General features: G+C 65.7%; 15 protein-coding genes. 4 read left to right on the forward strand and 11 right to left on the reverse strand.

The features are described from left to right. Positions 1-63: 63 nt before the first annotated feature. Positions 64-855, reverse strand: coding sequence for a LytR/AlgR family response regulator transcription factor (locus AB3347_RS25370; RefSeq protein ID WP_369094435.1), 792 nt, complete (start codon positions 853-855; stop codon positions 64-66). Positions 856-936: 81 nt separating this feature from the next. Further along, positions 937-2,214, reverse strand: a complete 1,278-nt coding sequence (locus AB3347_RS25375) for a sensor histidine kinase (RefSeq protein ID WP_369094436.1) — start codon at positions 2,212-2,214, stop codon at positions 937-939. Between the two features lie 304 nt (positions 2,215-2,518). Between AB3347_RS25375 and AB3347_RS25380 the strand changes: the two genes are divergently transcribed. Beyond that, a complete protein-coding gene (locus AB3347_RS25380) occupies positions 2,519-3,457 on the forward strand; it encodes an exopolyphosphatase (RefSeq protein ID WP_369094437.1) in 939 nt (312 codons plus the stop codon). A gap of 21 nt (positions 3,458-3,478) precedes the next feature. On the opposite strand, the gene AB3347_RS25385 is transcribed toward AB3347_RS25380, so the two are convergent. From AB3347_RS25385 to AB3347_RS25395, 3 genes are all read right to left on the reverse strand, one after another. Continuing rightward, the gene (locus tag AB3347_RS25385; RefSeq protein ID WP_369094438.1) at positions 3,479-5,851 is read right to left on the reverse strand and encodes an EAL domain-containing protein; all 2,373 of its coding nucleotides are present in this window, start codon (positions 5,849-5,851) and stop codon (positions 3,479-3,481) included. 130 nt (positions 5,852-5,981) lie between these two features. Further along, positions 5,982-7,250, reverse strand: a complete 1,269-nt coding sequence (locus AB3347_RS25390; RefSeq protein ID WP_369094439.1) for a nitronate monooxygenase — start codon at positions 7,248-7,250, stop codon at positions 5,982-5,984. Between the two features lie 125 nt (positions 7,251-7,375). After that, positions 7,376-7,861, reverse strand: coding sequence for a YajQ family cyclic di-GMP-binding protein (locus AB3347_RS25395; protein WP_369094440.1), 486 nt, complete (start codon positions 7,859-7,861; stop codon positions 7,376-7,378). 144 nt (positions 7,862-8,005) lie between these two features. Between AB3347_RS25395 and murB the strand changes: the two genes are divergently transcribed. Further along, complete coding sequence (murB, locus tag AB3347_RS25400) at positions 8,006-9,028, forward strand: UDP-N-acetylmuramate dehydrogenase (RefSeq protein WP_369094441.1); 1,023 nt, start codon at positions 8,006-8,008, stop codon at positions 9,026-9,028. Between the two features lie 21 nt (positions 9,029-9,049). Next, positions 9,050-9,766, forward strand: coding sequence for an SDR family oxidoreductase (locus AB3347_RS25405; RefSeq protein WP_369094442.1), 717 nt, complete (start codon positions 9,050-9,052; stop codon positions 9,764-9,766). A 21-nt stretch (positions 9,767-9,787) separates the two neighbouring features. Here the strand turns inward: AB3347_RS25405 and AB3347_RS25410 are convergent, their stop codons facing one another. The 6 genes from AB3347_RS25410 to AB3347_RS25435 form a co-directional block, all read right to left on the reverse strand. Continuing rightward, positions 9,788-12,439 (reverse strand): EAL domain-containing protein, encoded by a 2,652-nt coding sequence (locus AB3347_RS25410; RefSeq protein WP_369094443.1) that lies wholly within the window; start codon positions 12,437-12,439, stop codon positions 9,788-9,790. A 342-nt stretch (positions 12,440-12,781) separates the two neighbouring features. After that, positions 12,782-14,014: an argininosuccinate synthase gene (locus AB3347_RS25415; RefSeq protein ID WP_369094444.1), complete on the reverse strand. Its 1,233-nt coding sequence runs from the start codon at positions 14,012-14,014 to the stop codon at positions 12,782-12,784. Positions 14,015-14,114: 100 nt separating this feature from the next. Continuing rightward, positions 14,115-15,041, reverse strand: coding sequence for an ornithine carbamoyltransferase (argF, locus tag AB3347_RS25420; RefSeq protein ID WP_369094445.1), 927 nt, complete (start codon positions 15,039-15,041; stop codon positions 14,115-14,117). Positions 15,042-15,127: 86 nt separating this feature from the next. After that, on the reverse strand, positions 15,128-16,030 hold the full coding sequence (gene rsgA / locus AB3347_RS25425) for a ribosome small subunit-dependent GTPase A (RefSeq protein ID WP_369094446.1): 903 nt from the start codon (positions 16,028-16,030) through the stop codon (positions 15,128-15,130). Further along, a complete protein-coding gene (locus AB3347_RS25430) occupies positions 16,027-16,371 on the reverse strand; it encodes a 4a-hydroxytetrahydrobiopterin dehydratase (RefSeq protein ID WP_369094447.1) in 345 nt (114 codons plus the stop codon). Before AB3347_RS25430 ends, rsgA begins: the two co-directional genes overlap by 4 nt. After that, complete coding sequence (locus AB3347_RS25435; protein ID WP_369094448.1) at positions 16,368-17,630, reverse strand: M48 family metallopeptidase; 1,263 nt, start codon at positions 17,628-17,630, stop codon at positions 16,368-16,370. The genes AB3347_RS25430 and AB3347_RS25435 overlap by 4 nt, the downstream gene beginning before the upstream one ends. A gap of 84 nt (positions 17,631-17,714) precedes the next feature. On the opposite strand from AB3347_RS25435, the gene orn reads away from it, so the two are divergent. Further along, positions 17,715-18,305 (forward strand): oligoribonuclease, encoded by a 591-nt coding sequence (gene orn / locus AB3347_RS25440; protein ID WP_369094449.1) that lies wholly within the window; start codon positions 17,715-17,717, stop codon positions 18,303-18,305. Positions 18,306-18,497: the final 192 nt, after the last annotated feature.

Raw genomic sequence — 18,497 nt, forward strand, 5'->3', positions numbered from 1 at the left:
GGGGGGGGCGGGGCGCCGGAGCGGGTGCGCGATCGCCGCACTCGCCCCCGTCCCCGCATCCGATCACATCTGCTTGAACAGATGCAGGAAGCTCCGGCTCACCTCGAGCTTCTCCGGCCGGCCCTTGACCAGCACCAGGTGCCGTCCACGGATGTCGCGGGTGACGCCTTCGATGGCGTTGACGTTGACCAGGGTGGCGCGGTGGATCTGCCAGAACAGCGACGGGTCCAGCTCCTCGGCCAGGTCGCGCACCGGCTTGCGGATCAGGGCTTCGAAGCTGGCGGTCTGCACGCAGGTGTACTTCTCGTCGGAACGGAAGAACAGGATGTCCTCGACCGGGATCATGCGCAGGTCCTGGCCGATACTGGCCTGGATCCACTGCAGGTGCTTGGGCTTGGGCGCGGCGATCTTCTCGGCCAGCTGCGACAGCATGGCCTGCACGCTGTCGTTGACGCCGGCGCGTTCGTTGGGGCGCTCCAGGCGGCTCTTGAGGCGGTCCACGGTGAGTTTCAGGCGCTCGGGTTCGGTCGGCTTGAGCACGTAGTCGATCGCGCCGCGTTCGAAGGCCTCCACCGCGTACTGGTCATAGGCGGTGACGAACACGATCTGGCTGCGGTCGCCGATTTCGCGCGCAGCTTCCATGCCGGTCTTGCCCGGCATGCGGATATCCAGGAAGGTCAGGTCCGGCTTGAGCTGCTCGACCAGCTGCACGGCTTCCTCGCCGTTCTTCGCTTCGCCAATGATGTCCAGTTCCGGCCAGGCCTCGGACAGGCGCAGGCGCAACTGGTCGCGCATCAGGCGTTCGTCGTCGGCAATGATCGCAGTAGGTGCGGCGGTAGGTGCGGCAGTCGGCATGGTCGTCTCTGTAACTATAGTGATTTGACAATTATTCAATGAAACCGCGGCACAGGCAAGTCGGCTTGCATGGATACGTTCTTACTTCGACAGCTGGTACGGCACCTCGATCATGGCGATCACGCCGCTCGGGCTGTTGGCCGCGATGTGCAACTGGCCGGCGTCGCCGTGCAGGAGCTTGAGGCGGTCGCGGATGGTCTGCAGGCCCAGGCCGGTGCCGTCGCTCGGCACCACCCCGAAGCCGACGCCGTCGTCGGTCACGGTGACCAGCAGCTTGCTGTCGACCACCTCGGCGGTGATCTTCAGGGTGCCGCCCTCGGGCTTGCACTCGAGGCCGTGCTTGATCGCGTTCTCGACCATCGACTGCAGCATCATCGGCGGGAAGGCCGCGCTGCGCAGGCCTTCGGGCACCTGCATCACCACCGTCAGGCGCTCTTCCATGCGCATCTTGAGCAGGTCCAGGTAGGCCGTGACCATGTCCACTTCGCGGCCGAGGCCGGTGACCACGGCGTTGTCGCGCATCTGCGGCAGCACCGCGCGCAGGTACTGGATCAGGCTGCGCTGCATGGCCGAGGCGCGCGGCGGATCGACCTGGATCAGGTGCTCGACCGAGGCCAGGGTGTTGAACAGGAAGTGCGGCTCGACCTGGGCCTGCATCATCTGCATCCGGGTTTCCGACAGCTGGCGCTGCATCGCTTCGCGCTCGGCGGCGGCGTTGGCCACCTGCGATTGCGCTTCGGCGCGCTTCTTGCCGCCGACCAGGGCCTTGGTGCCGAACAGGGCCAGCACGAACAGCACCACGAAGTTCATGAACCAGGTCGAGGCCTGCTTGTGGTAGCGCGACACCTTCTGCTCGGCCGCATCCTCCACGGCCGCGTCGATGGCGTTGGAGAGTTCCTCGCTGATCTGCGGCGGCAGTTCGATGTGCACCGATTCGCCGTTGCTGCCCATGGCCGGCGCGGCCGGTGCGGCCGGTGCGGCGGGTGCGGCGGGGGCGGCTGGCGCGGCATCCGGCGCATCCCTTGCGTCGGCCGGGACCGGCGGCGCGGGCGGCTCCTGCGGCGTGGCGCCGTTGCGCGGGCGGTTGCGCGGATGGAAACGGATGCCGCTTTCGTCGATCAGGATGGCGGCATCGCCGCCGCGCCGGGCGTCGCGCTCGGCGCGCGTGACGTCTTCTTCGGCGGGACCCGAAAACAGTTCTTCCTGCAGGATGGCGCCAGCCATCAGGGTCAGGATCGCAAACAGGAAAAACTTCCACCACGACAGCTGGGTGACCCAGGTCGCCACGGCGTCGAAGCCGCGGTAGAGCCACGACAGGACGCTCGAGAAAAGGTGCGGGCTTGTGTTCCTTGCTTGCATATGGATTCGTTTACTCTGGTGCAAGCGGCGAGTGTACCGCGTCGCCGCCTGCGCGTACCGGAAATACAACATTTCCGTCCGCTACAACTGTTGGAATGATGCAACTTTACTCCTGGCGCTCCCATGCGGCCAGCCCCTTGCGACAGCCTGCACGATCCGGGGAATGGATTGCGTCCAGCCCAGCCAGGATGCGCCATCGCAAAGGCTGACAACCGGAAACATTGCAAGGTATGATCTTTCGGGAGCGGCCCATGGTTCCGCGCTGCTGCCCTGTCCGCGTTCCGCCTAATGAAAGGATGTGCCGATGTCAGCCGACCACGCAAGATTCCGACTCGTTACCCGCAGCGACTTCGACGGCCTGGTGTGCGCGGTGCTGCTGAAGCACCTCGACCTGATCGACGACATCCTGTTCGTGCATCCGAAGGACATGCAGGACGGCAAGATCGCGATCAGCGCGCGCGACATCACGACCAACCTGCCCTATGTGGCGGCGGCCCACCTGTCGTTCGACCACCACCTGTCGGAAACCATCCGGAATACCGGCATACGCGAGAACCATATCATCCATCCGGAGGCGCCGTCCGCCGCGCGCGTGGTATACGACCACTACGGCGGCGCCCACAGCTTCCCGTCCGCGTGGAACGACATGATGGCGGCGGTCGACAAGGGCGACGCGGCGCGCTTCACGCGCGACGAGGTGCTGTTTCCGCAGGGCTGGAACCTGCTGAACTTCCTGATGGATGCGCGCACCGGCCTGGGCCGCTTCCACGATTTCCGGATCTCGAACTACCAGCTGATGATGGCCCTGATCGACTACTGCGCCCGGCACTCGATCGAGCAGATCATGGAACTGCCCGACGTGCGCGAGCGCACCGCGTTGTACTTCGAGCACAGCGAGCGTTGCAAGGAGCAGATCCGGCGCTGCGCGCGGGTCCACCGCAACCTGGTGGTGCTCGACCTGCGCGACGAAGAGGTGATCTACGCCGGCAACCGTTTCATCATCTATGCGCTGTTCCCCGAGACCAACATCTCGATCCACGTGCTGTGGGGCGTGAAGCAGCAGAACACGGTATTCGCCACCGGCAAGTCGATCCTGAACCGGACTTCGGCCACCAACATCGGCGCCCTGATGCTGGAGTACGGCGGGGGCGGGCACGAGAATGCCGGCACTTGTCAGGTGGACAATGAAATGGCCGAGGACGTGCTCGGCGCCCTGATCAACCGCATCAACCGGGACGGCTGACCAGGTTTGTCGTAGGGGCATTTACTGCGCGTGATAGCGCTGATCCAGCATCGCGCGCACGGCATCCGGCGCCAGCGGTTCGCTGAACCACTGCCCCTGCAACTGGTCGCAGCCGTGCGAGCGCAGGAATTCCACCTGCGCCTCGGTCTCGACCGCTTCGCCCACCACCGCCAGTTCGAGGTTGTGGCCGATGTCGATCAGGGTCTTGGCCAGCCTGCTGCCGTTACCTTCGCCGGCGATGTCGTGCACCGCCGCCTTCGAGAGCTTGACCTGGCGCACCGATAGCTGGCGCAGGAAGGACAGGTCGGAGATGCCGGTGCCGAATTCGTCCAGCGACAGCGCCACGCCGACCTCGCGCAGCTGTGCCGACAGGTCGCGCCCGGGCCCGGGATTGCGGATCAGGTCGGCTTCGGGGATTTCGATCTCGAGGCTGCCCGGTGGCAATCCGTAGCGCGCCATGCGCTCGGCAAGGCCCTGGATGAAGCCGTGCTGGCTGTGTTCGCGGTGCGAGACGTTGACCGACACCGGCAGACCGGTATAGCCGAGCCGGCGCAGTTCCTGCAGGAAGGCGCAGGCCTGGTCCAGCACCCAGTTGCCGATCTCGATCATCTTGCCGGACTCCTCGGCCTCGGCCAGGAAGGCTGCCGGCAGCATGATGCCATGCTTCGGGTGGCGCCAGCGCAGCAGGGCCTCGAAGCCGCGCACCTTGCCGCTGCGCGCGTCCATGCGCGGCTGGAACAACAGGAACAGCTCGTCGTGCTCGAGGGCGCTGCGGATGCTGTCGGCCAGCGCCGCGCGCCGTTCGCTGGCCGAGCGCATCTCGGGCGAGAAGAAATGCACGCCGCCGCCGTTGCCCTTGACGTGGTACATCGCCATGTCGGCCGCCCGCACCAGTTCGGCGGGCATGGCGCCGTCCTGCGGGAACACCGCCACGCCCAGGCTGGCGCCGACCGGGATCTGGTTGCCGCCGAAGGCCACCGGCATCGTCATGGCGCGCCGCAGCCGCTCGGCCATGCGCAGGGTGAAGCGTACCGAGGGCTGGTCGACCAGCACCAGCACGAATTCGTCGCCCGACATGCGCGCCACGGTGTCGCTGTCGCGCACCGCCGCCAGCAGGCGCCGCCCGACCACCTTGAGCACCACGTCGCCCGCTTCGTGGCCGAAGGTGTCGTTGACGGTCTTGAAGTTGTCGAGGTCGACCAGCACCACCGCCGCCATCGTGCCGTGGCGGTGGGCCAGGTGCACCGCATGGTCGAGCCGGTCCCACAGCAGGGTGCGGTTGGCGAGGCCGGTGAGGGGATCGTGGTTGATCTCGTGCTCGAGGTGCTCGGTGCGCTGCTTGAGCGCGGTGACGTCCTGCAGGATACCGATGAAGTGGGTTACCTCGCCGTACTCGTCGCGCACCGGCGTGATGGAGAGGTCGTTCCAGAAGATCTCGCCGTTCTTGCGCATGTTGCGGAACACCACGTTGACGCCGCGCCGTTCGGCCAGGGCCAGGCGCACCTGGCTGCGCTCGTGGGTGTCGAAGCTGGGCGCCGCCATGAAGCGCGCGTCGCGCCCGATCGCGTCGGAGGCGGGGTAGCCGGCGATGCGCTCGAAGGCCGGGTTGACGTATTCGATGATGTTGTCGCGTCCGGCGCAGCGGGTGATCACGATGCCGTTGTTGGCCGCGTGCAGCGCCCGTTCGCGCAGCAGCAGCTGGCGTTCCTTCTCGCGCCGCTTGGCGATGCTGATGCCCATCCCGAACAGGTAGTGGCCGCCGTTGCAGGCCACGCGCGCGCCGCCGACGATGATCGGCGTCTCGCGCCCGCTGCGCGCCACGTAGTTCATTTCCATCGACACCTCGGCGCCTTCGTCGAACACGCGGGCGAAATGTTCCACGGCCTGGGCGCGTTCGCGAGGCTCGAACATGTCGAACACATGGGCGGCCGCGAGCTCGTCCGGCGTCATTTCGGTCATGCGCTCGAGGTTGTGGTTCCAGAGGATGAAGCGGCCGGCGCGGTTGATCGCGTAGAAGGTGCCGGGCAGCAGGTCGACCACGTCCGAAAGCGGCGTATTGCCGACCCGTTCGGCTTCGGACAGCGCGTCGGCCGGTGCGATCAGGACGGTGGCGCTCCAGCCCAGCGCTTCGCCGCGGGCGTCGTATTGGCGCAGCAGGAACAGGGAGGCGAGGCCTTCGCGCCCGCCGGCAAAGCGCATCCGGAGCTTGGCGCCGCCGGCGGCGGCCAGCGAGGGCCAGCTGCGGTCGGCGGCGACCAGGTCGGTGAGCGCCCGGCCGGGCGCCTGCTCCGGGGTCCAGCCGAACAGCGCCGCGCAGGCGGGATTCCAGGTCGCGACCTTGCCGTCGTCATCGGTCAGGAAACAGACCTGCGCGGACGCTTCGATGGACGACATGCCGATAACCCTCGCGAAAAGCGCTCGTGGGGCAATCAGATTACACCTGTTCCGTTATGCGCGGCGCATAAAGCACGAAGCCACGAAAAATCGTGGCTTCGACGAGTTGGAACAGCAAACGAAGCCGGTGTCAGGCTGCGACGGTTTCCTGCTTCGGCGGCAGTGCGATCTGGTTGTCGACGCTGAACTGGTAGTCCTCGAACACGTGCTGGGCCGACAGGATCTGGTAGCTGCCGTCCGCCAGGCGGTGCGTGGTGTCCTTCAGGCGGTAGGTGAAGTGGCCGCAGGTCCAGCAGTTGAAGTTGCGCATGTGCGTGCACAGGCAGGTCTTGTCCAGCACCGAGATGTTCTTGCCGTCCGGGCTGGCCTGCACCTCGCGGTTGTACGAGTTGATATAGGCGCAGTTGCCGGTGGCGTCCAGCAGGTAGCCGTAGGATTCGCAGCCCGGGCGGATGCCGGAACCGATCGCCGGCGTGCTTTTCAGCATGCGCATCGGGTAGCCGGTTGGCGATACGCCGTTGACGATGATGTCTTCCTCGCTGGCGCGGAAGTATTCCTGCTTGACCTCGTCAGGCATGCCGCACTCGTGGGTGACGGTGAAGCGGGTTGCCACCTGCACGCCGCCCGCGCCTTTTTCCAGGAAGCTGACCGCATCCGTGCCGGTGAAGATGCCGCCCGCGGCGATGACCGGGATGGCGAGCTGCTGCTCGCGCATGTAGGCATGGATCTCGTCCATGATGGTGTGCAGGTCGTACTGCTTCCAGTCATCGATGCCGAAACCCAGGTGGCCGCCGGCCAGCGGGCCTTCGACGATGATGTAGTCGGGCAGGCGGTTCAGGCGCGAGACCTTTTTCAGGAACAGCTGCAGCGCGCGCACCGAGGATACGATGATGCCCAGGAAGGTAGAGCGGAAACGCGGGTGGTCCTTGATCAGCTCGAAGGAGCCCAGGTGCAGGCCGGCCGACATGGTAATACCGTCGATGCCGGCGTCCATGGCCGCCGACAGGCGGGTGCGCAGGGTTTCCTTGGGCGCGTTCATGGTCAGCTTTTCCATGCAGTTCACGAAGATCAGGCCGTCGCCTTTCTTCGCTTCCATGGTCGAGCCCACATGCAGGCGGGTCGCCTCGGCCAGGCGGTCGAGGTCGAACTGCACCACCGCCTTGTTCATGTTATTGATGTTGAACTTGTAGAGCTTGGTCTTGTCCTTGACGAAGGTGGTGTCGAACTTGCGGTCCGACACGTCCTGCACCATCGCATCGGAGATATGGCCGATGCCGCCGAGACGGGCGGCCTCGAGGGCCAGCTCGGAGGTCGAGATGTCCACGCCCATCCCGCCGATCATGATGGGCACGTATTCCTTGTTGCCCAGTTTCAGGCGGAAATCATCAACACGTTTCATTGCAATCCTTAAACCGCCGTAGTTCCCTACGTGTACATATGCATCGACCAGCCGTGCGTCGCACGGCCGTCATTCTACTCCTGGACGCGGCAGCCGCCACGCCGCGTCGCCCTCGTCCGCGCTGTTTAGTCGCGGAAATTGTTGAAGGCCAGCGGCAGCTCCTGGATGTCCTTGCGCAGCAGGGCCATGGCGGCCTGCAGGTCGTCGCGCTTGGCGCCGGTGACGCGTACCGATTCGCCCTGGATGCTGGCCTGGACCTTCATCTTGCTTTCCTTGATGGCCTTGGTGATCTTCTTGGCGTCTTCGGTCTCGATGCCGTTGCGCACCTTGATCACCTGCTTGACCTTGTCGCCGCCGATCTTCTCGACCTTGCCTTCGTCGAGGAAGCGGACGTCGACCTTGCGCTTCGCCATCTTGTTGATGAGAACGTCCTTGACCTGGCCGAGCTGGAAGTCGGAATCGGCAAACAGGGTCAGTTCACGTTCCTTCTGCTCGACGTTGGCCGAGCTGCCCTTGAAGTCGAAGCGGGTGGTGATTTCCTTGTTCGATTGTTCGACGGCGTTCTTCACTTCAACCATGTCTGCTTCGCAGACGACATCAAACGATGGCATGGCGTTTTCCTTTTTCTTGATGATGCATATAGACGAATCCCTCTATTTTAACGGACAACGCATCGCGCAGGCCATCAGATTTGCCCACACGGCAACAGCTCGACCCGAGCTTGCCTCTATAATGACCAAAAACACTGTCACCTTATGCAAGTGCCCATCCTCCACGACTTTCCGCTCGCCTCCCTGAACACCTTCCGCCTCCCTGCGCGGGCCCGCCATTACCTGCGGGTGAGCGGGGCGGCGGAACTGGACGCCGTGCGGCGCGACCCGGCCCTGTCCCGGCTGCCGCGCCTGGTGCTGGGCGGCGGCAGCAACATGCTGTTCACGCGCGACTTCGACGGCATCGTCCTGCACATGGCCGGCCTCGGCAAGGAAGTGCTGGGCGAGGAGGACGGCAGGATCCTGGTGCGGGCCCAGGCCGGCGAGAACTGGCACGCTTTTGTCCAGTGGACCCTGGCGCAGGGCCTGGGCGGACTGGAAAACCTGTCCCTGATCCCCGGCACGGTCGGGGCGGCGCCGATCCAGAACGTGGGGGCGTATGGCACGGAAACCAAGGACGTGTTCCACTCGCTCACGGCTTACGACATGGCCAGCGGCGAAGTGCGCACCCTGGACGCGCAGGCCTGCCGCTTCGCCTACCGCGACAGCATCTTCAAGCATCCGGAAGGGCGCGAGCTGGTGGTGCTGGACGTGACGTTCGCCCTGCCGGCGGATTGGACCCCCAACCTGCGCTACGCCGAGCTGGCCAGGGCGGTGGAAGAAGCCGGTATCGCGTCGCCCACCCCGGCGGACGTCGGGCGCACGGTCGAGGCGATCCGGCGCCGCAAGCTGCCCGACCCGGCCGAGATCGGCAACGCCGGCAGCTTCTTCAAGAACCCGGTGGTGAGCCGCGCGCAGTGCGAGCGGCTGCTGGCGCAGTATCCCGCGCTGGTGCACCACGCCCAGCCGGACGGCAGCGAGAAGCTGGCCGCCGGCTGGCTGATCGACCAGTGCGGCTGGAAGGGCCGGGCCCTGGGCGCGGCCGGGGTCTACCCGAAGCAGGCGCTGGTGCTGGTCAACCTGGGTCAGGCCACGGGCGCAGACGTGGTACGCCTGGCGCGCGCGATCCAGGCCGACGTCGCGGCAAAATACGGCGTGGCGCTGGAGCCGGAACCGGTGTTCATCTAGTACTCATCTCGTGGAGGCGGCATGATCAAGGCAGTCGTGACGGGCCACTCGCGTGGCCTGGGCGCCGCGGTGGCGGCGGAACTGGTGGCGCGCGGCATCCCGGTGCTGGGGCTGGCGCGCGGGCATGCGGAGATTGGCGAGGGCATGGAGCAGGCGGCGGTCGACCTGGGCGACGCGCAAGCGCTGGGCGCCTGGCTGCAGGGGCACGCGCTGCGCTCCTTCCTGGCCGGCTGCGACACGGCCTTGTTGGTGAACAATGCCGGGGTGGTCACGCCGGTGGGCCCGCTGGCCGAACAGGACCCATTGGCGGCGCTGCGCGCGGCCACCCTGAACGTCGGCGCGCCGCTGGCGCTGGCGGCGGCTTTCGTGCAGGCCGCGCCACAGGCCGAACGGCGCATCCTGCACGTCTCGAGCGGCGCCGGCCGCAGCGCCTATCCGGGCTGGAGCGTGTACTGCGCCACCAAGGCCGCGCTCGACCAGCATGCGCGCGCGGTGGCGCTCGACGCCGACCCGCGGGTGCGCTGCGTCAGCCTGGCGCCCGGCGTGATCGATACCGACATGCAGGCCGAGATCCGGGCCACGCCGGATGCGAAGTTCCCGCTCAAGCAGCGCTTCGTCGACATGAAGGAGGGCGGGGTGCTGGTGTCGCCGCGCGATTGCGCGATCAAGCTGGTGGACTGCCTGCTGGACAAGCGCTTCGGGCACGAGCCGGTCGACGACCTGCGCAACGGCGCCTGAGCGCCTGGCAGCCGGCGTGGGCTATTGCCATGCCAGCATGGTTTCGAACAGGTCGGCCGGCACCGGGCGCGAGAACAGGAAGCCCTGGCCATAGTCGCAGCCGGCGCGGCACAGGGCCGCGCATTGCTCGGGCGTCTCGACCCCCTCGGCGATGACCTTCAGGCCCAGCTTGTGGGCCATGACGATGATGGTCTCGGTGATGGTGCGGCTGAAATTGTCGTGTACCACCTCCTTGACGAAGGACTGGTCGATCTTCAGGTAATCGATGTCGAGGCGCTTCAGGTAGCTCATCGACGAATAGCCGGTGCCGAAATCGTCGATCGACACCTGCATCCCGCTCGACTGCAGCGTCGCCAGCTTGGCCATCACGGTGTCGGACAGGTTCAGCAGCAGGCCTTCGGTGATCTCGACGTTGATGCAGCGTGCCCCCAGCTGGATCGCGTCCAGGTGGGCGACCCAGTCGGTGGCATCGAGCTGGGGCTGGAACTGCACCGGCGACTTGTTGATGCTGATCTGGAAATCACGGCCCAGCATGTCGGTCCAGCGTTTCGAGTAGTGCGCCGCGGTGCGGAACACCCAGTCGCCGATCTCGTGGATCAGGCCGGATTCTTCCGCCACTTCGATGAAGGTCGTGGGCGACAGCAGGGCGCCGGAGGCATGGCGCCAGCGCAGCAGGGCCTCGGCCTTGACGATCCGGTTCGACGACAGGTCGACGATCGGCTGGAAATACAGCTCGAGCTGATTGGCAGGAACGGCGTTGCGCAGCTCGGCGAGCAGCTTGAGGCGGCGGATCGCGGCCGCCTGCATGTTGGCCTCGAAGAAGGTCAGCTGGTTGCGCCCGCCCGACTTGGAGCGGTACATGGCGTGGTCGGCGTTGCGCATCAGTTCTTCCGGGTCGCGCGCGTCTTCCGGGTAGCGCGCGATGCCGATGCTGCCGGCGATGTGCAGCAGCTCCTGGCGGACCGGGAAGGGCCGGGCGAGCGCGTCCAGGATCGCCTGGGCGACCGCCTCGACGTGGACCAGTTCGCGCGTTTCGCTCAGGATCACCGTGAATTCGTCGCCGCCCAGGCGCGCCACCGTGTCGCCCTTGCGCACGCAAGCCTGGATGCGCTGCGCCGCCTCGACCAGCAGCAGGTCGCCGGCATCGTGGCCGAGCAGGTCGTTGACTTCCTTGAAGCGGTCGAGGTCGATGAACAGCAGCGCCACTTCGCCGCCCTCGTCCTCGGCGCGGCGGATCGCCTGCTCGAGGCGGTCGCGGAACAGGGCCCGGTTGGGCAGGCCGGTCAGGGTGTCGTAGTTGGCGCGCCGTTCGAGTTTTTCGGTGAACTGGCGAATCGTTTCTTCGCTGTGCTTGCGGCTGCTGATATCGTCGATGAAGCCGTACCACACGGTGCCGCCGTCCGCGGCCGGGGCCGGTGTCGCGATCAGTTCGCGCCAGCTGTACTCGCCCGCCTGCATCTCGAACTTGAACTCGGCGTGCAGCGGCTGCAGCTGCGCCGCCGAGCGCGCCAGGGCGCGCCGCAGGCGCACCAGGTGCAGCGGCGGGATGCGTGCGCCCAGGCAGCCCAGGTCGGCCTGGATCGCCTGCGGCGACAGTCCGAACAGGGGCGTGGCCATGTCGCTGATGAACGGACAGGCCAGCTTGCCGTCGGCGCCCTGCACCAGCTCGAGCAGGGCGCCCGGCACCTGCTGCGCCAGCCTGGCGAGCCGTTCGTGGCTCTCCGCCAGCGCCTGCCGCATCTCGTGCGCTTCGGTGATGTCGGTGAGGGTGCCGATCACGCGCAGCGGCTGGCCCTGCGCGCCGCGCTCGACGACGCTGCCGCGCGAGCGGACCCGGACCCATTCGCCGCTGAAGCGCCGGATCCGGTACTCGCAGGTGTAGGCCGGCGTTTCTCCGGCCAGGTAGCGTGCGAAGCAGCGCTGCACGCGCGCGGCGTCGTCGGGATGGATGCGGCTGCTCCAGGTCTGCTCCTGGCTGCTGCTCACCTCGCCGGTCACCCCCATGATGTCGCGCCACTTGCCGGAGTAGCTCACCGTATTCTCGTCGATGCGCCAGTCCCAGACGCCTTCGCCGGTCCCGTTCAGGGCCAGCGCCAGGCGCTCCTCGTCGCGCCGCAGCGACTCGGCCAGCCGTCCCTGGGTGGCGAAGGCCTGCTCCAGGTCGCGGTGGGCCTGCTGCAGCTTTTCCTCGCGCTGGATGACGTCGGAAATGTCGTGCACGGTCCCGACCAGGTCGGTGCAGCGGCCGTCGGCATCGAATACGGGCGTGATCGACACCCGCCCGACCCTGCGGCCGGCCGGGAAGTCGGTGTGCTCTTCCCAGCGCTGGGTCTGGCCGGTGCGGATTGCGGTGCGGTAATGGTCGCGCACCATGGACAGTGAAGGCTCGGGGATGACTTCGTCGACGGTCTTGCCGATGACCTGCTCGGGCCGCAGGTGGGTGGCCTTGTAGAAGGCCGGGTTGACGTAGATGAAGCGAAACGTGTCGGTGCCCTCGACCCGGTACTGGTAGACGACGTCCTCGATGTTGCTGTAGATGATGGCGATGGCGTCGGCACTGGCCGAGCCCGGCCACCCGGCCGCTGGCGTGGGCGAGCCGCTGTCGCGCACGTGGGCGCTGCCGGAATCGTTGTCAGGAAGCATGCGGGCCGGATGGTGGGCAGTAGCGGCCATTCTAGCGCGGAAGGGGGGGGCGCGGTTCAGGTGATCAGGGCGGGATAGAGGTCATGCCAGGTCGGGTTGGTAGATTGGATGGGCTTGATTGTTCAGTCCGGACCACCGGGACCACAACCGGGGGCGACAACCGACAACCGGACAACCGGGGTCAGGTCTGACATCTGGACACGGACTGAGCAATACGATCGAATAACGCTCGAGTTCGTGTCCGAATGTCAGACCTGACCCCCCAAGACCTCCGGAATGTCAGACATGCCCCCCCACGACGTGCCCCCCACGACGCTGGCGCGGCCATGAAAAAAGCCGCCCGAAGGCGGCTCTTGATGAGCTTGCTAAAGCTTATTTGCCGCGTGCGGCGCGTGCCTTGGCGGCGATGCGCATGCGCAGTGCGTTCAGCTTGATGAAGCCGCCCGCGTCCGCCTGGTTGTAGGCGCCGCCGTCTTCGTCGAAGGTGGCGATGTTCATGTCGAACAGCGAATCGGTCTTCGAATCGCGCGACACCACGATCACGTTGCCCTTGTAGAGCTTCACGCGCACCCAGCCGTTCACGGTCTGCTGGGTGTGGTCGATCAGGGTCTGCAGCGCGACGCGCTCCGGCGCCCACCAGTAGCCGTTATAGATCAGCGAGGCGTAGCGCGGCATCAGGTCGTCCTTCAGGTGCGCCACTTCGCGGTCCAGGGTGATCGACTCGATCGCACGGTGGGCCTTGAGCATGATGGCGCCGCCCGGGGTTTCGTAGCAGCCGCGCGACTTCATGCCGACGTAGCGGTTTTCCACCAGGTCGAGGCGGCCGATGCCGTGCTTGCCGCCCAGGCGGTTCAGTTCGGTCAGCACTTCGGCGGCGCCCATGCGCTTGCCGTTCAGGGCCACGATGTCGCCCTTCTCGTATTCGATGTCGAGGTACTCGGCTTCGTTCGGCGCCTGCTCCGGCGACACGGTCCAGCGCCACATCGATTCCTCGGCTTCCGCGCTCGGATTTTCCAGGTGGCGGCCTTCGAAGGAGATGTGCAGCAGGTTGGCGTCCATCGAGTAGGGCGCGCCGCCGTTCTTGTGCTTCATGTCGATCTCGATGCCGGCGTCTTCCGCGTACTTCAGCAGCTTCTCGCGCGACAGCAGGTCCCACTCGCGCCACGGCGCGATGATCTTGACGTCCGGCTTGAGGGCGTAGGCGCCCAGCTCGAAGCGCACCTGGTCGTTGCCCTTGCCGGTGGCGCCGTGCGAGATGGCGTCGGCGCCGGTTTCGTTGGCGATCTCGATCAGGCGCTTGGCGATCAGCGGACGCGCGATCGAGGTGCCCAGCAGGTATTCGCCTTCGTACACGGTGTTGGCGCGGAACATCGGGAACACGAAGTCGCGCACGAATTCTTCGCGTACGTCGTCGATGTAGATGTTTTCCGGCTTGATGCCGAACTTGATCGCCTTGGCGCGCGCAGGCTCCAGCTCTTCGCCCTGGCCGAGGTCGGCGGTGAAGGTGACGATTTCGCAGTTGTAGTGATCCTGCAGCCATTTCAGGATGACCGAGGTGTCGAGGCCGCCGGAGTAGGCGAGGACTACTTTTTTAATGTCGCTCATGGAAGATTCCAGTGTGGGGAGGGAGGTGGGGTCGGGATGGTCAGCCGGCCCGCCTGGGAAACAACGGGGCCGACGATCAAACTAGGGTGGTGAAAAATGTTTACTTGTCTTCGATCCGGCCGAGCAGCAGGTATTCGATCAGGGCTTTCTGCACGTGCAGGCGGTTTTCCGCCTCGTCCCAGACCACCGACTGTGGGCCGTCGATGACCTCGGCGGCCACTTCTTCGCCGCGGTGGGCCGGCAGGCAATGCATGAACAGGGCGTCCGGCGCGGCGCGCGCCATCTTGGCGCCGTCCACGATGAAGCCGTCGAAGGCCTTCAGGCGCTCGGCGTTTTCCTTCTCGTAGCCCATGCTGGTCCAGACGTCGGTGTTGACCAGGTGCGCGCCCGCGCAGGCGTCCGACGGGTTGTCGAACAGGGTGTAGCGCTGGGTCGAGACCAGGCTCGGGTCGAGGTCGTAGCCCTTGGGCGTGGAGACGTTCAGGTGGAAGCCGAACACCTCGGCCGCCTGCAGCCAGGAATACAGCATGTTGTTGGCGTCGCCGATCCAGGCCACCGTCTTGCCCGCGATCGGGCCGCGGTGCTCGTAGAAGGTGAAGATGTCGGCCAGCACCTGGCAGGGGTGGTGTTCGTTGGTCAGGCCGTTGATCACCGGCACGCGCGAATTGGCGGCGAAGCGCTCGATGATGTCCTGGCCGAAGGTGCGCACCATGATGATGTCGCACATGCGCGACATGACCTGGCCCGCGTCTTCCACCGGCTCGCCGCGTCCCAGCTGGCTGTCGCGGGTGTTCAGGTAGATCGCGGCGCCGCCCAGCTGGTGCATGCCCGCTTCGAAACTCAGGCGGGTGCGGGTCGAGCTTTTCTCGAACACCATCACCAGGGTGCGGTCGACCAGCGGGTGATAGACCTCGTAGGCCTTGAATTTGCGCTTGATGACCTTGGCGCGCTCGATGACGTATTCGAACTCGTCGGCGGAAAAGTCGGAGAACTGCAGGAAGTGCTTGATGGGCTTTGCGACTGGCATATCGTCTTTGCTTTACTGTTATCCCTTGAATTATAAGGGTTTTTGCTTTCCGCTAGGGAAAGCGGTTCAGGAAATCAAACGGATGGTCAATACAGGGTCTGCGAGGACTCGTGCAGCAGCTGCGCATACAGCTGGTGCCGCATCTTCGCGATCTTGCCTTCCCCGACCGCGCCCAGCACCGCGCAACTCGGTTCGGCCAGGTGGCGGCAGTTGTAATATTTGCATCCCCCCAGGTAGGGCTTGAACTCGACGAAGGCGCGCTCCAGCATGCCCTCGGTCAGGTGGTACAGGCCGAATTCCTGGAAGCCTGGCGAGTCGATGATCGAGGCGGCCTTGGGCGAACTGCCGGGCAGCCAGTACAGGCGCGTGAAGGTCGTGGTGTGCTTGCCGGTGTCGAGCGCTTCCGAGATTTCGCGCACCGCGATGTCGGCGTCCGGCACCAGGAGGTTGATCAGCGACGACTTGCCCATGCCCGACTGGCCGATGAAGATCGACGACTGCCCGGCGAGCAGCGGGCTCAATGTCTCGACCGCGTGCTCGGGCCGCGCGCGCGCCGACAGTTCGTGCACCGGGTAGCCGAGCGAGGCGTACAAGCCGACGCGTTCGCGCGCGCGCGCCAGCGGTTCCTCGACGTCGACCTTGTTCAGGATGATGTGGGCCTCGATGCCGGCCGCCTCGGCCGCCACCAGCGAGCGCGAGACCAGGTCGTCGGCGAAGCTCGGCTCGGTGGCGACGACGATGAACAGGCGCGAGATGTTCGCCGCCAGCAGTTTCGATTTGTACTGGTCCGAGCGGTAGAGCAGGGTGCTACGGTCGGCGATCTTCTCGATCACGGCCTGGTCGTTCGAGGTGCGCTTGAGGTGCACGACGTCGCCCACCGCCACATTGGTCTTCTTGCCGCGGGTAACGCACTGCAGTTTTTCGCCGTCGGCGTCGGCCAGGTAGTGGCGCCCGTGCGCCGCGATGATGGTGCCTTTGAGTTCGCTCATGCGCCACCCTGCTGCAGGTAGAGCGCGTCGGCCCGGGCCGCGCAAATGAAGTCGTTGTCGCTCATGGCGCCGCCGGCCGAGTAGGTGGTATAGGCGAGCCGGCAGCGGCGGTAGCCCACCGTCATCTCCGGATGGTGGTCCTGCTCTTCGGCCATGTTCGCGACCGCGTTGACGAAGGCGATGGTGGCGCGGTAGCTGGCAAAGTCGTATTCGCGGGCCAGGCTGCCGTCGATGACCTGCCACTCGGGCACCTCCAGCAGGCGGCCCTGGATCGTGGCCGGGTCGAGCGCCGCGCCGCCGTGGATGCAGTGTCGGTCGCTCAGTTTCATTGGAATCGTCATGCGGCCGCCATGGTCAGGTGCTTCACCCGCACCGAAGCGGGCGGGTGCGAATCGTAGAAGGCCGAGTGCAGCGGGTCCGGCGTCAGGGTCGAGGCGTTGTCCTCGTACATCTTGACCAGGGCCGACACCAGGTGGCTGCTATCGGTATGCCTGGCGGCGAAGGCGTCCGCCTCGAACTCGTGCTTGCGCGAGGTGATCGAGCTGAGCGGCGACAGCACGAAGGTGAACACCGGCAGCACCAGCGCGAACAGGATCAGGGCCATGCCGTCGTTCGAGGCCTGCATCAGCGGCAGCACGCCCAGGCCGGTGTAGAACCAGGCCTGGTTCTTCAGGAAGCCCAGCAGCGCAAGAAACGCCAGCGACAGCGCGAAGATCACCGCGATACGCTTGACGATGTGGCGCAGCTTGAAGTGGCCCAGTTCGTGCGCCAGCACGGCTTCGATCTCGTGCGGCTCGAGGCGCGACAGCAGGGTGTCGAAGAAGACGATGCGCTTGTTGGCCCCGAAACCCGAGAAATAGGCGTTGCCGTGGGCGCTGCGCTTGCTGCCGTCCATCACGAACAGCCCCTTCGAGGCGAAGCCCACGCGCGCCATCAGGGCTTCGATGCGTTCGCGCAAAGTGGCGTCCTGCAGCGGGGTGAACTTGTTGAACATGGGCGCGATCACGGTCGGGTAGAGCACCATCATCAGGAGCTGGAAGCCACTCCACACGCACCAGGCCCACAGCCACCACAGTTCGCCGCTCTTCTCCATCAGCGCCAGGATCACCCACAGCAGCGGCAGGCCGACCACGGCGCCGACCAGCGCGCCCTTGAGCATGTCTGCGATCCACAGGCGGGGCGTCATCTTGTTGAAGCCGAAGCGCTGTTCCAGCACGAACTGGCGGTACCAGTCGAAGGGCAGGTCGAGCAGGCTCGACACCACGGCAAAGGCCACCACCAGGGCCATCTGGTGCGCCATGCCCGGGCCGGTCAGGCCCAGCAGGGCGGTGGACAGCGCCTGCAGGCCGCCCAGCAGGGTGAAACCGATCAGCACCACGCCGCCCCACAGCATCGCGGCGATGCCGAGCCGGGTCTTGGCCACCGTGTAGTCGGCCGCCTTCTGGTGCGCGGCGAGCGGGACCTTGGGCGCAAACTCGGCCGGCACGCTGGCGCGGTGACGCAGCACGTGGCCGATGTGGCGGCTGGCCAGCCAGAAGCGCACGCCAAGCGTCAGCGCGAAGAAAACGACGAACAATACGGAAAACCCGAGTGAAGACATGCTGTGCCTGTGAGAAAATGCAGGATTACGACAAAACAAAGCGGCACCACGCAGCGTGGCGCCAATCAAGGCAAAGAGAGAATTATGTCACAAGCTATACAAACTGAAGGCCCGGGCGCAGCCGCGTCCGTGCGTCCGAACGAATTCAACCTGGTCTGGGTGGACATGGAGATGACCGGCCTGGATCCGGACAACGACCGCATCATCGAGGTCGCCGTGGTCGTCACCGACGCCGACCTGAACGTCATCGCCGAGGGTCCGGTGTTCGCCATCCACCAGTCGGACGAGACCCTGGACAAGATGGACAACTGGAACAAGGGCACCCACGGCAAATCCGGCCTGATCGACCGCGTCAAGGCCTCCACCGTCACCGAAGCCCAGGCCGAGCAGGAACTGATCGCCTTCCTCAAGAAATACGTCCCGTCCAACAAATCGCCGATGTGCGGCAACTCGATCTGCCAGGACCGCCGCTTCATGGCGCGCGGCATGCCGAAGCTGGAAGCCTTCTTCCACTACCGTAACCTGGACGTGTCGACCCTGAAGGAACTCTGCCGCCGCTGGAAGCCGGAACTGGCCTCGGGCTTCAAGAAACACCAGAAGCACACCGCGCTGGCCGACATCGTCGAGTCGATCGAAGAGCTGCGCTATTACCGCGAGCACTTTATTCAGCTGTAACGCGCAAGCTGTGCTGCGCAAGCGCTAAGTCGTACACGCATATGCATGGCTTGCCTGGCGTGTAAAAAGGCAATGGGATGGACGCCCCCTCCCGAAACGGCATCGATGTGCCAAAGTGGAAGTGTCAACTCACCACGACATCGAGGGGGGCGTCATCATGAAGATTACGACAATCGGCATCGATCTGGCAAA

This window comes from Massilia sp. X63 (assembly GCF_041023745.1).
GTDB lineage: Bacteria > Pseudomonadota > Gammaproteobacteria > Burkholderiales > Burkholderiaceae_D > Telluria.

Coding starts and splice junctions, on each gene's coding strand:
- orn (WP_369094449.1), top strand. CDS start 17,715: ATGTCACAAGCTATACAAACTGAAGGCCCGGGCGCAGCCGCGTCCGTG.
- AB3347_RS25405 (WP_369094442.1), top strand. CDS start 9,050: ATGATCAAGGCAGTCGTGACGGGCCACTCGCGTGGCCTGGGCGCCGCG.
- AB3347_RS25395 (WP_369094440.1), bottom strand. CDS start 7,861: ATGCCATCGTTTGATGTCGTCTGCGAAGCAGACATGGTTGAAGTGAAG.
- AB3347_RS25415 (WP_369094444.1), bottom strand. CDS start 14,014: ATGAGCGACATTAAAAAAGTAGTCCTCGCCTACTCCGGCGGCCTCGAC.
- AB3347_RS25380 (WP_369094437.1), top strand. CDS start 2,519: ATGTCAGCCGACCACGCAAGATTCCGACTCGTTACCCGCAGCGACTTC.
- AB3347_RS25430 (WP_369094447.1), bottom strand. CDS start 16,371: ATGACGATTCCAATGAAACTGAGCGACCGACACTGCATCCACGGCGGC.
- AB3347_RS25375 (WP_369094436.1), bottom strand. CDS start 2,214: ATGCAAGCAAGGAACACAAGCCCGCACCTTTTCTCGAGCGTCCTGTCG.
- murB (WP_369094441.1), top strand. CDS start 8,006: ATGCAAGTGCCCATCCTCCACGACTTTCCGCTCGCCTCCCTGAACACC.
- AB3347_RS25390 (WP_369094439.1), bottom strand. CDS start 7,250: ATGAAACGTGTTGATGATTTCCGCCTGAAACTGGGCAACAAGGAATAC.
- argF (WP_369094445.1), bottom strand. CDS start 15,041: ATGCCAGTCGCAAAGCCCATCAAGCACTTCCTGCAGTTCTCCGACTTT.
- AB3347_RS25370 (WP_369094435.1), bottom strand. CDS start 855: ATGCCGACTGCCGCACCTACCGCCGCACCTACTGCGATCATTGCCGAC.
- AB3347_RS25385 (WP_369094438.1), bottom strand. CDS start 5,851: ATGTCGTCCATCGAAGCGTCCGCGCAGGTCTGTTTCCTGACCGATGAC.
- AB3347_RS25410 (WP_369094443.1), bottom strand. CDS start 12,439: ATGGCCGCTACTGCCCACCATCCGGCCCGCATGCTTCCTGACAACGAT.
- AB3347_RS25435 (WP_369094448.1), bottom strand. CDS start 17,630: ATGTCTTCACTCGGGTTTTCCGTATTGTTCGTCGTTTTCTTCGCGCTG.
- rsgA (WP_369094446.1), bottom strand. CDS start 16,030: ATGAGCGAACTCAAAGGCACCATCATCGCGGCGCACGGGCGCCACTAC.